Source organism: Saccharothrix sp. NRRL B-16314 (assembly GCF_000716595.1).
Taxonomy (GTDB): domain Bacteria; phylum Actinomycetota; class Actinomycetes; order Mycobacteriales; family Pseudonocardiaceae; genus Actinosynnema.
In genome coordinates, this window is sequence record NZ_JNXC01000010.1 from 134,778 (window position 1) to 148,728 (window position 13,951).

A 13,951-nucleotide genomic window follows, 5' to 3' on the forward strand; every position below is an offset into this window, starting at 1 on the left:
CTGCCCGGGGGCGGCTTGCGAGGTCACGCGTTCTCCTGGTTGCGGGTCGACAGGTACTCGACGAGGGTGATGAGCGCCTGCGTGGACGAGGTCACGTCGCGGGCGTCGCAGAACACCAGCGGCGTCTCGGGCAGCAGGTCCAGCGCGTCCCGCACCTCCGCGCCCGGGAAGGCCGGCGCGCCGTCGAAGGCGTTCACCGCCACCGCGTACGGGATGCCCAGCTCCTCCAGCAGGCCCATCACCTCGAAGGACTGCTCCAGCCGGCGGGTGTCGGCGAGGACGAGCGCACCGAGCGCGCCGAAGGCGATGTCCTTCCAGATCTGGGTGAACCGCTTCTGGCCGGGCGCGCCGAACAGGTAGAGCACCAGCTCGTCGGTGAGGGTCAGCCTGCCGAAGTCCAGCGCGACGGTGGTGGTGCTCTTGCCGTTCACGCCGGCGAGGTCGTCGACGAGGGCGCCGGCCTCCGTCATCGTCTCCTCGGTGCGCAGCGGGCGGATCTCCGAGAGGGTGCCGACGAAGGTGGTCTTGCCGATCGCGAAGGGACCCACGACCAGCAGTTTCACCGCCGTCCGCACGGTGTCGCGCAGGTAGACGCCGTCAGAGGCGAGCACGGAGGCCATCGAGCACGTCCTTCAGCAGCTTCATGTCGGGGCGGGCGGCGTGCGAGACCGCGGCGTGCGTGGCGATGTGACCGCTGTCGACCAGGTCGGACAGCAGCACCTTGGTCACGCTGATCGGCAGCGAGAGGTGCGCGGCGATCTCGGCCACCGACAGCGCGCCGCCGCGGCAGAGCTCCATCAGCCGCTTCTTCTCCGGCGACAGCCCGGCGACCTGCTCGCGGGTGGCGATCACGACCGTGACGGCGTCGAGGGTGTTGCGGCTCGCGTGGGCACGGCCGCCGGTCACCACGTACGGCCGCACCAGCCCCCGCAAGCGCATGGCGCGGCTCTCGTCGCTCACGCGGTGCTGCCTGCCACCCGGTGCGACGGGCTCGGGGGTTCGGCCTGTCGGGGCGGGCTGGTGAGTTCCTTGCCCAGCCGCTGGACGAGCTCCTGGATGCGGAAGGAAACCGCTTCCATGTCGACCCGCGCGGTTGCCGACACGGCCAGGTACGCGCCCGGACCGGCGGCGGCCAGGAAGACGTAGCCGCCGACGAACTCGCTGACCGTCTGCTGCCACTCGGTGCTGGTCTGGCCGCAGAACTCGGCGGTGGCGCGGGCCAGCGACTGGAGCGCGGACATGGCGGCGGCGTGCCGCTCCGCGTCGTCCCGGTCGATGTCGGCGGAGTGCGCCATCAGCAACCCGTCGGCCGACAGCAGGACCGCGTGCCGAGTCTCGGGCATCTTCAGGGCGTCGTCGAGCATCCATCCCAAAGTGTTCATGCTGGGGTGTTCCCTTCAGCGACAGGCGGCGGGGTGGTGGCCCGGCCCGAATCGGTCCCGCGCTTCCAGGCGGCCAGCCCGGTCGCGATCCGCTGGTCGACCGTCGACCGCCCGACGGGGTCGGGCGCTGCGGGGGAGGGTGTCGCGGCGGCGTGTGCCACGGGGGAGTGTGCGGCGGCGGGTCCTGCGGGAGCCGGCGCCGCGGGAGTCGGAGCCGCAGAGGAGTGTGCGGCGGCGGCAGGTGCTGCGGGAGCCGGTGCCGAGAGCGCCGATGCCGCAGGGGAGTGTGCAGCGGCGGCGGGTGCGCTGTGAGCTGGAGCCGCCGCGGCGGGTGCTGCCGCCGAGGGGAGGTGCGCGGCCGGTGCTGCGGGAGCCTGTGTCGCAGGTGCCGATGGCGGCGGACCCTGGTCGACCGGTTGGGTGCGCCGGCGTCGGGGCAGGCCACCGGGGGTGCGCCCCAGGACGACGTCGTCCACGGCCGGCGCCGGTCGTGGTTGGCGTTCGGGGGACAGCGCGACGGCGTTGTCCGGCATGGTGGGCTTGCTGACGCGGGTCAGCAGTTCGGTCGGCAGGAACACCACTGCGCGAACACCTCCGTACGGCGAGCGCGTGTCCACCGAGACGCGGAAGCCGTAGCGCTTCGCCAGCACGCCGATGACCGCGAAACCGACCTGCGGCGGGTCGCCGAGCCGGTTGATGTCGCTGCCACCGTCACCGGCCAGCAGCCGGGCCGCGCGTTGCAGCTCCTCGACCGTCATGCCGACGCCACCGTCGTCGATCATCACGACCATGCCGTTGTGCGCCTGCTGGAAGTTGACCTCGACGCTGGTGGTGGGCGGCGAGTGCCGCGCGCCGTTGTCGAGCAGCTCGGCCACGGCGAGCACCACCGGCTCGACCGCGCGGCTGATCACCGCGACGTCGGACTCGGCCGGCACGTTGATCCGCAGGTAGTCCCGGATCCGCGAGGTGGCACCGCGCACCACGTCGGTCAGCGCCGACGCCGACCGCTGCTGCCCCGGCCAGGACCCGCAGAGCACGGCCGTGGCCTGCGCGCGGCGGTTCAGCTGGGAGTTCATGTGGTCGATCCGCATCAGGCCGGCGAGCACGTCGGGGTCGTCGTGCCGGTTCTGCATGGCCGAGATCGCGACCTGCTGCTCGTTGGACAGGCTCTGCACCGCGCGCATCATCGACTTGAGGGTGGCGCGGGCCGACTGCTCGCCCCGCGCGGTCGCCTGCCGGACGGAGTCGGCGAACAGCGCGAGCACCCGCTCGTCACCCTCGACCGCCTGCGGGTTCCTCGGACCGGGCACCTCGACCGGCCGGTGGCTCAGCGACTCGGCCAACGCCGGCAGCCGGGCGTCGACCAGGTGCCGCTCCTCCTCGGCCCGAGTGCGCGCCCACGCCTCGGCCGCCTCGGCTCTCACCTGCAACGCACGGGTGGTGCGTCGTTGGCGTACCAGCAGAAACACGGCGATCAGCACGATGGCGAGCAGGATCCAGAACGCCACCGTGAGTCTTTGTTGGTCCATCAATTCCTCTGGTGCGGGCGAGCCTGCCGAATACCGGTGCGCGACAGCAGGACTGATCTCTATCACGGACTTCATCGGACGCCAAGTGGTTGCCGCAGTCTCCCCCCGATGGAGCAACTGTCCGTGAAAAGCAATACCATATGTCCACTGTGGACATTCAGCGGAGTCCTGAAGTCGGCGTTTTCTCCGGGCGGATAGTCCGGCGTGCCGCGCGCCCGCGCCGGCCGGCCCGATGTCGAACGGTCGAACGCGTCGCCGTGCGGGTTCGGTCGCCCGGCGCACGCCTCCGCCGGCCCGGCCCCCGCGCCGACGGGCCCGCTTCCCGCGTCGGCCCACCCGCCGGGAAAACCGCCGCCCATCGTCTCCCCGCCGGAATCGCGCAAAAGGCTTCCCCGGTTCACGACAATGCGGAACAATACTCGCCATGAGCATTCTGGTCAGAGTCGAAGTCCATGTTCCCGATTCGCAGCGCGACGACTTCCGCGCGCTCGCGGGCGAGCTCACCACGGCAATCCAGGACGAGCCCGGCACCATTCGCTACGGGTGGTTCAGCGGCGCGGACCCGTCGACGTTCGTGCTCATCGAGGAGTTCACCGACGAAGGCGCCGCCCTGGCCCACAACCACAACTGCGGCGCGCTGCTGGAGAAGATCGCCACGGTCTCGACGGTGACCAGGAACGACGTCTACGGAACGCTGAGCGATGGCATGAGGCAGGAGTTGGAATCCAAGCCGGGGAAATTCACCTTCGCCCCACTGTTCACCTGATCCGGAGCCGGGCGCTGATGTCGATCAGCGCCCGGTCCGCCCGCACCGCTTCGGCGTGAACGGTGTGAACGGCACGCACCGCGGGAACGCGACGATGCCGCCACGGCAATGCCGCGGCGGCGACTTCGGGTTTCGGTCGACCGGCCCGGTCAGGACTTCGTGATCTGCGGAAGGGCGATCTCGGTCCACGCGCGTTCCCACCGCCGGGTGAGCGACGGGTACACGATCAGGTACCGGAACGGTGCGATGGCCGCCATGTAGAGGCGTCCGAACAGGCCGTTGGGCTTGACCAGGGCCGCCATCCGCAATTCGTACTCGCCGCTCTCGGTGCGCACCCACCCGAGGTGCGTGAGGTCGTGGACGGTCTTGTTCGCGAGTTCCTGGACGAACTCGTTGTCCAGCTCGTAGACGTTCTTGAACGGGATGAGGTCGAACTCCGCCCTCAGCGGGACATCCCGCATCTCCGGTGGCAGGCGCTCGCGCAACGACCGCACCCGGCCGTTGAAGCCCTCGTCCGGCTTGTCCCAGCCGAAAATGGCGCCCAGCTTCCAGCGGATGGCGAACAGGAACCGCGTCGGCCAGGAGGCTTGCCCGGAAATCTCCCGCAACGCCTCGATCATGACGGGGAAGTCGTCCGGGCCGGCTCCGGGGGTGCGGAACGACCAGACGTCCTCGATCCGGAAGTCGGGCGCGATCTCGTGGATCCGCCACGGCTGTTCGGTGTGGGCCGACTCCGGGAGCTTCATGGCTGATGCCGTCCTTTCCTGTAGCGACAGCCGGGAGCGGGCCGCCGGGGCGCGCTCCCCATCTGTTTCCGAGCTTACCGGTTGTGACGACGCCGTCGCTTTGTGCACCCGGTCACCGAAGTCGGAAAATGCGGTGGCGAAGTGAGTGGAGAACGACGGCGCGCTGGAGGAGCGCCGGCCTCCCGACCTTCTCCAGCGACCGCGTGCGGCTCGTGGACCTGCCCCGTTCCCGCCCCGTTCCGGGATCGGGACCGTCGCTCAGTTCCGGTTCTCGAACAGGAGCGGCGCGAGCTTTTCGAACAGGTGTGGATCGGCCGTGACGAGGCTCACCCGACTGATGCCGTAGCGCTCGAGGTCGCGCAGGTTCTCGGCCACCTTTTCCGGGCTGCCGAACAGACCGCCGTACAAGGAGTCCTCGGTGAAGTGCGGTGCGAGGAACTGGCTCATCGGGTCGTCACCGAGACCGCACACGGCTCCGAAGCACAGCTTCACGTCTTCCTTGACCCGGCGCACCCGGTCGATCATGTCGACGAGGCGGCTCTTCGGGATGGTCGCGAGGTCGGTGCCGTCGCTGTTGCCGTTGCGCGCCGTCGCCATGGCCGGCATGAGTTCGACCCAGTCCAGGTAGGGCGTCCCGCCGGCAATGGTGCGCGGACCGGCGAGCGAGCCGATCAGCGGCGGCGGCGTGATGTCCTCGAATCCGCCGCACTCCGGCACGTTGATGTTGTAGTGCTCGCCCTCCAGCACGCACCGGCCGGTGTCGAACAACTGCCGGACCACCTTGATGGCCTCGATGTACCGGTCGGCCCGCTGCCGGGGCTCGGGGTAGACCTGACCCGTCGAGTCCATCTCCGCACGCGCCCAACCGGCGCCGAGACCGGCGTTCCAGCGCCCGCCGCTGACCCGCTGCATGGTCAGCGAGGCCTGCACGAATTCGATGGGCGACCGGAACAGGTTGTTGGCGAAGCTGGACGACAGCTGCACCCGCTCGGTCGCGGCGGCCATCTGCGAGGCGGCGACCCACAGGTGGGGGTACCACCGCAGCTGGGTGCCCCCGTTGTCGAGGAAGTAGTGGTCGGCGACCGCGACCGCGTCCCACCCCTCGGCCTCGCGGGTGGCGGCCCACGTGCCGGGATCGACATCGGGCTCCACCAGATTCGCCAGGAACTCCACGTGCAGCACTCCTTTTCCAGGGAACTTGTCGGACGGGGGAAACCGCTCAGCCGGCGGAAGCGGCGGCCTCGGGCGCGGGTGCGTCGAGGTCGAGGGCGTTCTTGATCCGCTCAAGCTCGACCTTGAGCCGGTCGACGTGGTCCGAGTCCTCCTCGAACGGGTTGCTGCTGTCGCCGACCAGCGTCTGGTTCTGCTCGACGAAGTCCCGGAGCCGGCTCTCGTACCGGGTGAACGCGGACCGGTGATCGGCTCCGGCGGCCTCGGCGGAGGACAGCTCCTGCGCCAGCACGAACGCCTGCACCAGCGCGACGCTGGTGCCCTGCCCGGTCAGCGGCGACGGCGACGACGCGGCGTCGCCCACCAGCACCACCCGTCCGGTCGACCAGCGCTCCATCCGCACCTGGGCCATCGCGCCGAAGTAGAAGTCCTCGGACTCCTCCAACGTCGCGTGCATCGCGGCGGTCTGCCACGAGACCTGGTCGATCCGCTCGGCGACCAGCTTGCGGTGCAGGGCCACGTCCCGGTCTTCGATCAGGTCGGGCGACGCGATGCCGATGATCACGCGCACTTCGCTGTTGTCCCTGGTGGGATACAGCACGTACGTCGCGGCCGGGTCCTGGACCCACAGCTCCCAGTCCTGCAGGTCGAACCGGTTGGTCCCACCGAACGTGGCGATGTAGGAGTTCAGGTGGCGCAGGTACTTCTCGTGCGGGCCGAAGGCGAGCCGGCGCACGTCGGAGTAGAGCCCGTCCGCGCCGATCACCAGGTCGAACTCGCGCGGCGCCCCGTGCTCGAAGGTGACCCGCACCCCGTCGGCGTGCTCGTCGAGCCCGGTGATCCAGTCGCCGAAGACGAGTTCGGTCGCCGTGTCGTCGCGGGAGTCGTCCACCTGCGCGAGGTCGCTGCGCAGGATCGACGTCAGGTCCTCGCGGAGGATCTCGATGTCCGCGCTGTCCACCTGGCCGCTGCTGAGCACGAACTCCTCGGACCGCCACTGCTCCACTCCGGAGCTGTCCACGTTGGACATGCCGCGCAGCCTGGTCCGCAGTCGCTCGAGCTCGCCGAGGAGCCCCATCCGCTCGGCCACGGTCAGCGCCACACCGCGGATGTCGACCGCGACGCCGGTGGAGCGTGGCCGGGGGGAGCGCTCGATCACGGTGACCGTGCTGCCGTGTCGCCTGAGCAGGCCGGCGAGAGCCAACCCGGCCACACCGCAGCCGGAGATGAGCACCTTCGACATCAAGCACCTTCCGATCGACACGCCATGTGCCTTGGAATACGTCACTACGGGCGGATATGCAGGCTTACGTCGTAAGCCCGTGACGCCGGACGTTACACTTACGCCGTAAGTAGTGTCAACGGCATGCTGAGAGTTCGCTGATGAAGCGTGACGTGCGTCGCAGGCGACCTTCGCACCACGGCACACCTGCGGGTGCTGTATCGCACTGTCCATAAACGACGATCAACTGCACGGTGCGATCGAAAGCGACCGACTACGGGTGTTTGTCTAGTTTGTCGGTGTTCCGGGCCGGATTTGCACTTCACGTTGACAGTCTTTACGGCGTAAGCGTAATGTCCCGAGTTGCGGCTTACGACGTAAGTCCGGTTGGTCGTCGCCGAAGATGTCGACGATGTGTCGCACGCCGCCGCGCCAGTCGGCGGTAATGGCTCGTCCGGTCGGGGGCCGACGAGATCGGGGACGGCGGCAACGCGTTGCCCTGCGCTCTTCCGCTGAGGAATGACGCACGTGCCGGAGCCTTGCGCGAATCCGGTCGGAGAACGGCGGAAACGACCGCCGGGGCGCGATGTGGGCGAAATCGCCGTCGCCGAACAGCAACGCGCCACAAGGAGTTCCGATGTCCCGCAATCCCCGAATTCCGATCATCAGTGCCGACGTCGGCGGCGTCTGGCACTGGAACCGCTACGGCTCCTCCGGCACGGTCGTGCACGAGGCGGAGTGGGACAGCGGCATGCGGACCGCGGGCCGCGGGGTCGCCGTGATCGGCGCCGGGTCCTCGGGAACCCGGGTGGTGTCGACGCTGCAACCGGAGGCGGCGCGCACCACGCACTTCACGCGGACCCCGCAGTGGGTGATGTCGGGACCCCTGGGCGAGAAGCGACGCCCGACGGTGAAGAAGGCGGAGGACCGCGACTTCATCCTCGGCCCGGAAGCCGCCTGTGCGGCGTGGAGTCCGCCGCCCGCACGACATGTCCGGCAACGGTGCGCAAGCCGGGCCGTGCCCGACCGGAACAACACCTCACCGAGACCAGGAGACAGGCAACCATCGTGACCACCCGCAAAGCGAACTCACGCATCGCCCCCGCCCCCGCGGAGCTGGTTCGTCCGCTGATCGGCATGCCCGCCGACGCGCCGATCGGCCCCGACGGGCCACTGGCGCACATCGCGGGCCGTCCAGTGCTCAACGTCCAGGCGGTCATCGGCAAGCACCCCGACCTGCTGGTCGCGCTGAACCCGGTGCTCAACGCGCTCGGCTGCGGGGTGCTGCCCCTGCGCGACCGTGAACTGGCCGTCCTCCGCGTCGGGTACGGCCTGCACTCCGCCTACGAGTGGGCCCACCACGCGGCCGTCGGCGCCAGGGCCGGGCTCACCGAGCAGGAGATCGCCCGCGTCCCGGCCGGTCCGGACGCGCCGGGCTGGTCGGAGTTCGACGCCGCGCTGCTGCGGGCGGTCGACGAGCTGCGCGGCCCGCGGGCCAGGGTGTCCGACCGGACCTGGGCCGAGCTGACCGTCCGCTACGACGAACGGCAGATGGTGGAGCTGCTGGCGACGGTCGGCGCCTACACGTTGCTCGCGTACATCCTGAACTCCTGCGATGTCGCCATCGAGGACTGGTTCACCGACCCCGCCGACCTCCCCGAGGGCTGAGCCCCGGGGTGTGGGAACGCCCGCCACTGGGGGCGGCGGGCGTTCCCGCACCAGGTCAGAGGAAGTCGCCGCCGCGGGTGACGGCGCCGTAGGCGTCCACGATGCCGTGGCCGTAGAAGCCGTTGAACGCCTCGTCCCCGACGCAGGTCGCGGTGAACTCGGCCGACCGGCCCACGTTCTCGTAGGACACGGTCCGGGGCTCCGGGCACGCCCGCTTCGTGGCCGTCTTGTACAGCACCTGCTCGACCTTGTCGGGCGCCAGCGTCAACGTGCCGGGGTGCGCCCGGTCCCGCTTGCCGTACTGGCTGACGACCAGCGCGGCCACGCCGGCGGCGTGCGGTGCGGCCATCGAGGTGCCCTGCGAGTAGCGGTAGTAGCCGCAGGTGGAAGCGTCGCAGTACTTGGCGACGCCGGCCGCGGCGGCATCAGGGGTGATGTTGCCGTCGGCGTCGATGTCACCGACCGCGAGGGCGACGTTGCGCGGGTACGCGGAGCGGATCAGGTTCTCGTTCGTCCGGTACCAGTCCGTGCCGAAGCCGTCGCGGAAGTAGCCGCCGGGCGCGGACAGCGAGGTCTGCTCGGTGCCGTAGTTGGAGAAGTCGGCCTTGGCCGTCGACGGGCCGAGCGCGGACACGGAGATCACGTGGTCGCCCTCGGTCGGGAGGTTGAGGCACGTCGCATTGTCGATGGGCCGCGAGTAGGCCGAGTCCGGTGGGTAGTTCGGGCTGCTCGGGTCGGTCCGCGGGTTGCCGAGGTCCTCGTGGTTGTTGCCGCCGGCGCCGATCAGGGTCACGCCCTTGCCGTGCGCGTAATTCAGAGCGCGCTGGATCGCGGCGATCGTGGTCCGCTGGGCGATCTGCGCTTCGGGGCTGTCGGCCGGGTTGGCGGTGCAGTTCATGTACCACGGGTCGACGTAGAACGACATGTTGATCACGTCGAGGCCGATGTCGGCGCCGTAGGTCAGCGCGTCCACCACCGGCTGGAGGAAGAACGAGCCGGAGTCCTGGCCGCCGCGGATGTTGACCAGCGACACGTTCGGGGCGACACCCGAGACGCCGAAGCCGTTGGCCGCCGCGCCGATGGTGCCCGCGACGTGCGTGCCGTGGCCCTGGTCGTCGTGGTCGGCGGGGTCGACGCAACCGCGGAACTCGCACGGCCCGTCGAACTCGCCGCCGTTGCTGTCGTTCGGGATGTCGAAGGTGAAGTTCCGGGACAGCTCGCGGTTGAAGTTGGGCGCGATGTCCGGGTGCGTGCCGTCGACGCCGGTGTCCAGGATGCCGACGTAGACCCGCCGGTCACCGGCCTGCTTCGCCCGCGCGATGTCCGAGCGGACCATGCGCAGGCCCCACAGGGCGTCGTCGAGCGGGTCGAGCCCGGCGGTGGTGGCCGGTGAGACCTTGCGGCTCGCCGCGTTCGGCGCGCCGACGTGCTCGTTCTCCACGTCGTGCTTGGGCGGGGCGCTGCGGTTGCCCTTGGCCGGCAGCTGCCCGATCGGCGTGACCGGGGCGGCCCCGAACACCGCGTCGGAGGCGGTGACGCGCTGTACGAAGCCGGTGGCCGGCGCCTTCACGGTCAGGGTGCCGACCGCGGTGTTCTCGACGGTGACCCGGCCGCCCGCGGCCCGGACGGCGGCACGCGCCGCCTGACTGGTCGCGCCGACCTCGACCAGCACGGTGTAGTCGGTGGTCTGCTGCTGACCCGACGCCGGTTGGACGCCTGCCACGAGCATCGCCGCCGCACTCGCGATCGCGAGCGCGGGGCGGGTGAGTCTGTGAGCCCTCACGTTTTCTCCTCATACCGGGATCGGTGGATCGCGACACCCTGACACAGGGGACCTCCGGTGGTCAGGAGTCTTTCGTCGGTATCCGGGAACTTCGGGCGCAATATTGCGGGGTGTTGTCCGGCAACGGATTCACACTGCTCCAAGCGCCCGGTCGTGCGCGGGGGAACCGGCACTACGGTGGGAGTGATCAAACCGGGGGGCGTGCATGTCGGGTGCTGAGGACGGAATCCGGGTCGATCTGCTCGGTCCCGTGCGGGCCTGGTCGGGGACGGCCGAGCTGGATTTGGGGTCGTCACGACCGCGGGCGGTGCTCGCGCTGCTCGCCTCGACGCCCGGCGCCGTCGTCTCCCGGGACGAGCTGGTCGACGGCGTGTGGGGCGAGGACGCGCCGGGCAGCGCCTTCGGCAACCTGTACAGCCACGTCTCGACATTGCGCAAGGCGCTTGAGCCGCAGCACACCCGTGGCACTTCCTGGCGGCTGCTGACGTCGAGCGGTTCGGGCTACCGGCTCGACGTCGACCCGTCCGCCGTCGACGTCGTGAACTTCAAGCGGCACGCGGACGTGGCGCGCGAACGGTTCGCCGAGTCCGACGCGGAGGGCGCGCTGCGCTTCGCCGACGCGGCGCTGGAGCTGTGGCGCGGTGAGCCGTTGGCGGGGCTGACCGGGCCGTTCGCGCAGGCGCAGCGGACGCGGTGGCGCGAACTGCGGGTCGCGACCGTCGAACTGCGCGCGGAGGCAGTCCTGCTGCTGGGCCGGCCCGCCGAGCTGGTCGGCGAGCTGACCGCGCTGGTGGCCGAGTTCCCCCTCCGCGAAGGGCCGCGCGGGCTGCTGATGCGGGCGCTCGCCGGGTGCGGGCGCAACGCCGAGGCGCTGGACGTCTACCGCGACGTGCGGCGGGTCCTCGTCGACGACCTGGGCATCGAGCCGAGCCCGCAGCTGCGCCGGCTGCACGACCGGATCATCGCCGACGACCACGGGACCGCCGCACCGGTCACGGCTCGTCCGGTGGCCGTCGCACCCGTGCTCGCCGGCCGTGCGGCCGAACTGGCGACGGTCGAGCGGCTGGTCGACGGCCTCGCCGAGGGGCGCGGCGGGCAGCTGTGGGTCGATGGTGAGATGGGCATCGGGAAGTCCGCGCTGGTCACCGCCGTGGTGGCGCGGGCAGGGCAGGCGGGCCACCGGGTCGCCCACGCCGCCGCGGACGAACTGGGCCAGGGGTTCCCCCTCGGTCTGGCGGTCGACTGCCTGGAGATCAAGCCGGGGTCACCGGACCGGCGTCGTGCGGCGATCTGGGCGACGTTGCGCGAGAACCGGTCCGGCCAGGCCGTGCCGGGCGGCGGCGACCGCGTGTCCGTCGCGTTGGACGACCTGGTGACGATGGTCGCGTCGTGGTGCGCCGAAGGGCCGGTCGTGGTGGCGTTCGACGACCTGCACTGGGCGGACGAGGCCAGTGTCGTGCTGTGGCACCGGTTGAGCCGGCTCACCGCGCGCGGGCCGCTGCTGCTGGTCGGCGCCGCCCGCCCGGTGCCGCACCGGTCGGACGTGCAACGGCTGCGCCGCGACGTCGACCAGGGCTCGGGCGTGGTGGTCGACCTGTCGCCGCTGGACGACGGCGCCGTGGCGGCGATGATCGGTCACCTGGTCGGCGCGCAGGCCGGCCCCGGCCTGCGCCGCGTCGCCGAACGTGCCGCCGGCAACCCGCTGTACGTGCGGGAGATCGCGGACGCGCTTGTGCGCGACGCCGTGGTGCGGCTGGACTCGGGCACGGCCGACGTGCCCGCCGGGTCGTTCGACCAGGCGCCCGACTCGTTGGTCTCCGCCGTCACCGGCCGGTTGCACTACCTCGCCGACACGACGCGCGACGTGCTGCTCTGGGCGGCCCTGCTCGGCGGCGAGTTCACCGTCGGGGACCTGGCCGCCGCGCTCGGCCGCCGCGTCACCGAGGTGGTCCGGCCGGTCGAGGAGGCCATCACGGCGGGTGTGCTGCGCGACGCGGGCGTGCGGCTGGCGTTCCGGCACCCCGTGATCAGGCAGGCGCTGTACGAGGGCACGCCGATGGCGGTGCGGGTCGCGCTGCACCAGCAGGCCGCCAAGGCGCTCGCCGAGTCCGGCGCGTCCGTCGAGCCGGTCGCGGGCCAGCTGCTCGCCGCCGACGGTCCGGCCGGGCCGTGGGTGGCCGACTGGCTCGTCGGTGCGGCACCCGTGCTGACCAACCGCGCGCCGCTGGTCGCGGTCGAGCTGCTGCGCCGTGAAGTGGACCCGGACCTGCACGGAGGCGACCGTGCGCGGACCGCCGTGCTGACCGCGCACCTGGCGAACGTGCTGTTCCGCATCGGCCGGGACGTCGAGGCCGCCGCGCACGCGAGCCGGGCGTTGCCGCTGCTGGACGACCCGGACCTGGCGGCGCAGACCAGGTGGGTGCTGGCGTACGTGCCGTACCGGGCTTCGCGCGCCGAGGAGGCGTTGGAGATCCTGGACGACGCGCTCGCCGACCCCGACCTGTCGCCCGTGTGGCGTGCCCGGCTCATGTCCTTGGTGGCGCTCGTGCAGCGGGCGGGGATCGGCGAGGTGGAGCGCGCGGCGGACAGCGCCCGCGAGGCCGTCGAACTGGGCGAGGCGTCCGGCGACCGGTTCTCGATCGGGCAGGCGCTGGAGGTGCTGTGGCAGGTCGACGCCGTGCGCCGGGACTACTCCGGCGCGGTCGGCCACCTGGACCGGGCGCTCGCCGTCGTCGGCACCGACCTGTCGCTGTCCGACCTCAGGTTGGTGCTGCTGGACAACCGCACGTTCACGCTGCAGTGCCTGGACCGGCTGGACGACGCCACCGCGGACCTGGCCCTGGCCGCCGAGATCGCGGGTTTGGGCGCGCCCGCGGCGGGTGTGCAGGTGGCGGGCGCGGTGCACGACTTCTGGCTCGGCCGGTGGGACGACGCGGTTTCCCGGCTGGACGGCGTGCTGGACGACCCCGAGTTCACCGGGTTCGGCCTGCGCGAGGGCGGTCCGGTGTTGTTGCTGCACGGCGTCGGCGCGCTCGTCGCCGCACACCGTGACGACGAGGACGCGTTGGCCCGGCACCTCGACGCGGGCCTGAACCTGCCGCTGACCACCGCCGCGGACCGGGAGAACTGCGACTTCCTCGTTGCGGCGCAGGCGATGGCGAGCGCGCGGCGCGGTGACGCGGTCGAGGCGATGAGCGTGCTCGGCGCGATCCTCGACGCGAAGTACGCGCAGATGATGCTGCGCCACCAGTGGTTACCCGATCTGGTCCGGCTGGCCCTCGACGAGGGCGACCGGGCCACGGCGCGGGAGGCGGTCGAGGCGTGCGAGGCCGAGGCGGCACGGGAGACGCGACCGTTGCGCGCGGCGACCGCGGCCCGCCGGGCGCGGTGCCTGCTGGACGAGGACCCGGACGGCATGACCGAAGTCGTCGCCCGTTACCGGTCGGTCGGGAGGGTGTTCGAACTCGCCCAGGCCACCGAGGACCACGCAGTCCTGCTGAGGCGCGCGGGTCGGGACCAGGAGGCGGACGCCGCGCTCGGCGAGGCGATCGGCCTGCACCGCCGGATGGGCGCCCGGTGGGGCGTCCGGCGCGCGGTGGTTCGGGCGGGCGGGAAACCGCTCAGCGCCTGAAGTCTTCGGACGCCGGCCGCGCGGTGGCGGGTGCTGCCACCACCGCGCGGACGG

12 protein-coding genes are annotated in these 13,951 nt (G+C 71.3%); 4 read left to right on the top strand and 8 right to left on the bottom strand.

Annotation, left to right across the window (positions count from 1 at the left end; translation table 11 throughout):
* Positions 1-23: 23 nt before the first annotated feature.
* The 4 genes from OQ02_RS17805 to OQ02_RS17820 are packed head-to-tail and all read right to left on the bottom strand — an operon-like array spanning position 24 to position 2,911.
* Positions 24-620: a GTP-binding protein gene (locus OQ02_RS17805; RefSeq protein WP_033439568.1), complete on the bottom strand. Its 597-nt coding sequence runs from the start codon at positions 618-620 to the stop codon at positions 24-26.
* Positions 598-939, bottom strand: a complete 342-nt coding sequence (locus tag OQ02_RS17810) for a DUF742 domain-containing protein (RefSeq protein WP_033439569.1) — start codon at positions 937-939, stop codon at positions 598-600. The genes OQ02_RS17805 and OQ02_RS17810 overlap by 23 nt, the downstream gene beginning before the upstream one ends.
* 17 nt (positions 940-956) lie before the next feature.
* Entirely contained in the window at positions 957-1,382 is a 426-nt protein-coding gene (locus tag OQ02_RS17815; RefSeq protein WP_033439570.1) for a roadblock/LC7 domain-containing protein, read from the bottom strand.
* A complete protein-coding gene (locus OQ02_RS17820) occupies positions 1,379-2,911 on the bottom strand; it encodes an ATP-binding protein (protein ID WP_033439571.1) in 1,533 nt (510 codons plus the stop codon). Before OQ02_RS17820 ends, OQ02_RS17815 begins: the two co-directional genes overlap by 4 nt.
* A 424-nt stretch (positions 2,912-3,335) precedes the next feature.
* Between OQ02_RS17820 and OQ02_RS43835 the strand changes: the two genes are divergently transcribed.
* Positions 3,336-3,677, top strand: coding sequence for a putative quinol monooxygenase (locus OQ02_RS43835; protein ID WP_051772464.1), 342 nt, complete (start codon positions 3,336-3,338; stop codon positions 3,675-3,677).
* 149 nt (positions 3,678-3,826) lie between these two features.
* On the opposite strand, the gene OQ02_RS17830 is transcribed toward OQ02_RS43835, so the two are convergent.
* From OQ02_RS17830 to OQ02_RS17840, 3 genes are all read right to left on the bottom strand, one after another.
* The gene (locus tag OQ02_RS17830) at positions 3,827-4,423 is read right to left on the bottom strand and encodes a DUF2867 domain-containing protein (protein ID WP_033439572.1); all 597 of its coding nucleotides are present in this window, start codon (positions 4,421-4,423) and stop codon (positions 3,827-3,829) included.
* Between the two features lie 258 nt (positions 4,424-4,681).
* Positions 4,682-5,596, bottom strand: a complete 915-nt coding sequence (locus OQ02_RS17835) for an LLM class flavin-dependent oxidoreductase (RefSeq protein WP_197043383.1) — start codon at positions 5,594-5,596, stop codon at positions 4,682-4,684.
* A gap of 46 nt (positions 5,597-5,642) precedes the next feature.
* A complete protein-coding gene (locus OQ02_RS17840) occupies positions 5,643-6,836 on the bottom strand; it encodes an FAD-dependent monooxygenase (RefSeq protein ID WP_051772465.1) in 1,194 nt (397 codons plus the stop codon).
* 616 nt (positions 6,837-7,452) lie between these two features.
* Here OQ02_RS17840 and OQ02_RS43840 point away from each other — a divergent pair.
* Both OQ02_RS43840 and OQ02_RS43845 read left to right on the top strand, forming a co-directional pair.
* Positions 7,453-7,887: a hypothetical protein gene (locus tag OQ02_RS43840; RefSeq protein WP_156077116.1), complete on the top strand. Its 435-nt coding sequence runs from the start codon at positions 7,453-7,455 to the stop codon at positions 7,885-7,887.
* Entirely contained in the window at positions 7,884-8,483 is a 600-nt protein-coding gene (locus OQ02_RS43845; protein WP_051772466.1) for a carboxymuconolactone decarboxylase family protein, read from the top strand. The genes OQ02_RS43840 and OQ02_RS43845 overlap by 4 nt, the downstream gene beginning before the upstream one ends.
* A 55-nt stretch (positions 8,484-8,538) precedes the next feature.
* Here the strand turns inward: OQ02_RS43845 and OQ02_RS17855 are convergent, their stop codons facing one another.
* On the bottom strand, positions 8,539-10,212 hold the full coding sequence (locus tag OQ02_RS17855) for a S8 family serine peptidase (RefSeq protein ID WP_081915736.1): 1,674 nt from the start codon (positions 10,210-10,212) through the stop codon (positions 8,539-8,541).
* Between the two features lie 259 nt (positions 10,213-10,471).
* Between OQ02_RS17855 and OQ02_RS46705 the strand changes: the two genes are divergently transcribed.
* Positions 10,472-13,897 (top strand): BTAD domain-containing putative transcriptional regulator, encoded by a 3,426-nt coding sequence (locus tag OQ02_RS46705; protein ID WP_033439576.1) that lies wholly within the window; start codon positions 10,472-10,474, stop codon positions 13,895-13,897.
* Positions 13,898-13,951: the final 54 nt, after the last annotated feature.

What these genes read in the sequence shown, in the direction of transcription:
- OQ02_RS46705 (WP_033439576.1), top strand. Translation starts at nt 10,472, where the DNA reads ATGTCGGGTGCTGAGGACGGAATCCGGGTCGATCTGCTCGGTCCCGTG.
- OQ02_RS43840 (WP_156077116.1), top strand. Translation starts at nt 7,453, where the DNA reads ATGTCCCGCAATCCCCGAATTCCGATCATCAGTGCCGACGTCGGCGGC.
- OQ02_RS17820 (WP_033439571.1), bottom strand. Translation starts at nt 2,911, where the DNA reads ATGGACCAACAAAGACTCACGGTGGCGTTCTGGATCCTGCTCGCCATC.
- OQ02_RS17830 (WP_033439572.1), bottom strand. Translation starts at nt 4,423, where the DNA reads ATGAAGCTCCCGGAGTCGGCCCACACCGAACAGCCGTGGCGGATCCAC.
- OQ02_RS17805 (WP_033439568.1), bottom strand. Translation starts at nt 620, where the DNA reads ATGGCCTCCGTGCTCGCCTCTGACGGCGTCTACCTGCGCGACACCGTG.
- OQ02_RS17810 (WP_033439569.1), bottom strand. Translation starts at nt 939, where the DNA reads ATGCGCTTGCGGGGGCTGGTGCGGCCGTACGTGGTGACCGGCGGCCGT.
- OQ02_RS43835 (WP_051772464.1), top strand. Translation starts at nt 3,336, where the DNA reads ATGAGCATTCTGGTCAGAGTCGAAGTCCATGTTCCCGATTCGCAGCGC.
- OQ02_RS17855 (WP_081915736.1), bottom strand. Translation starts at nt 10,212, where the DNA reads ATGCTCGTGGCAGGCGTCCAACCGGCGTCGGGTCAGCAGCAGACCACC.
- OQ02_RS17815 (WP_033439570.1), bottom strand. Translation starts at nt 1,382, where the DNA reads ATGAACACTTTGGGATGGATGCTCGACGACGCCCTGAAGATGCCCGAG.
- OQ02_RS17840 (WP_051772465.1), bottom strand. Translation starts at nt 6,836, where the DNA reads ATGTCGAAGGTGCTCATCTCCGGCTGCGGTGTGGCCGGGTTGGCTCTC.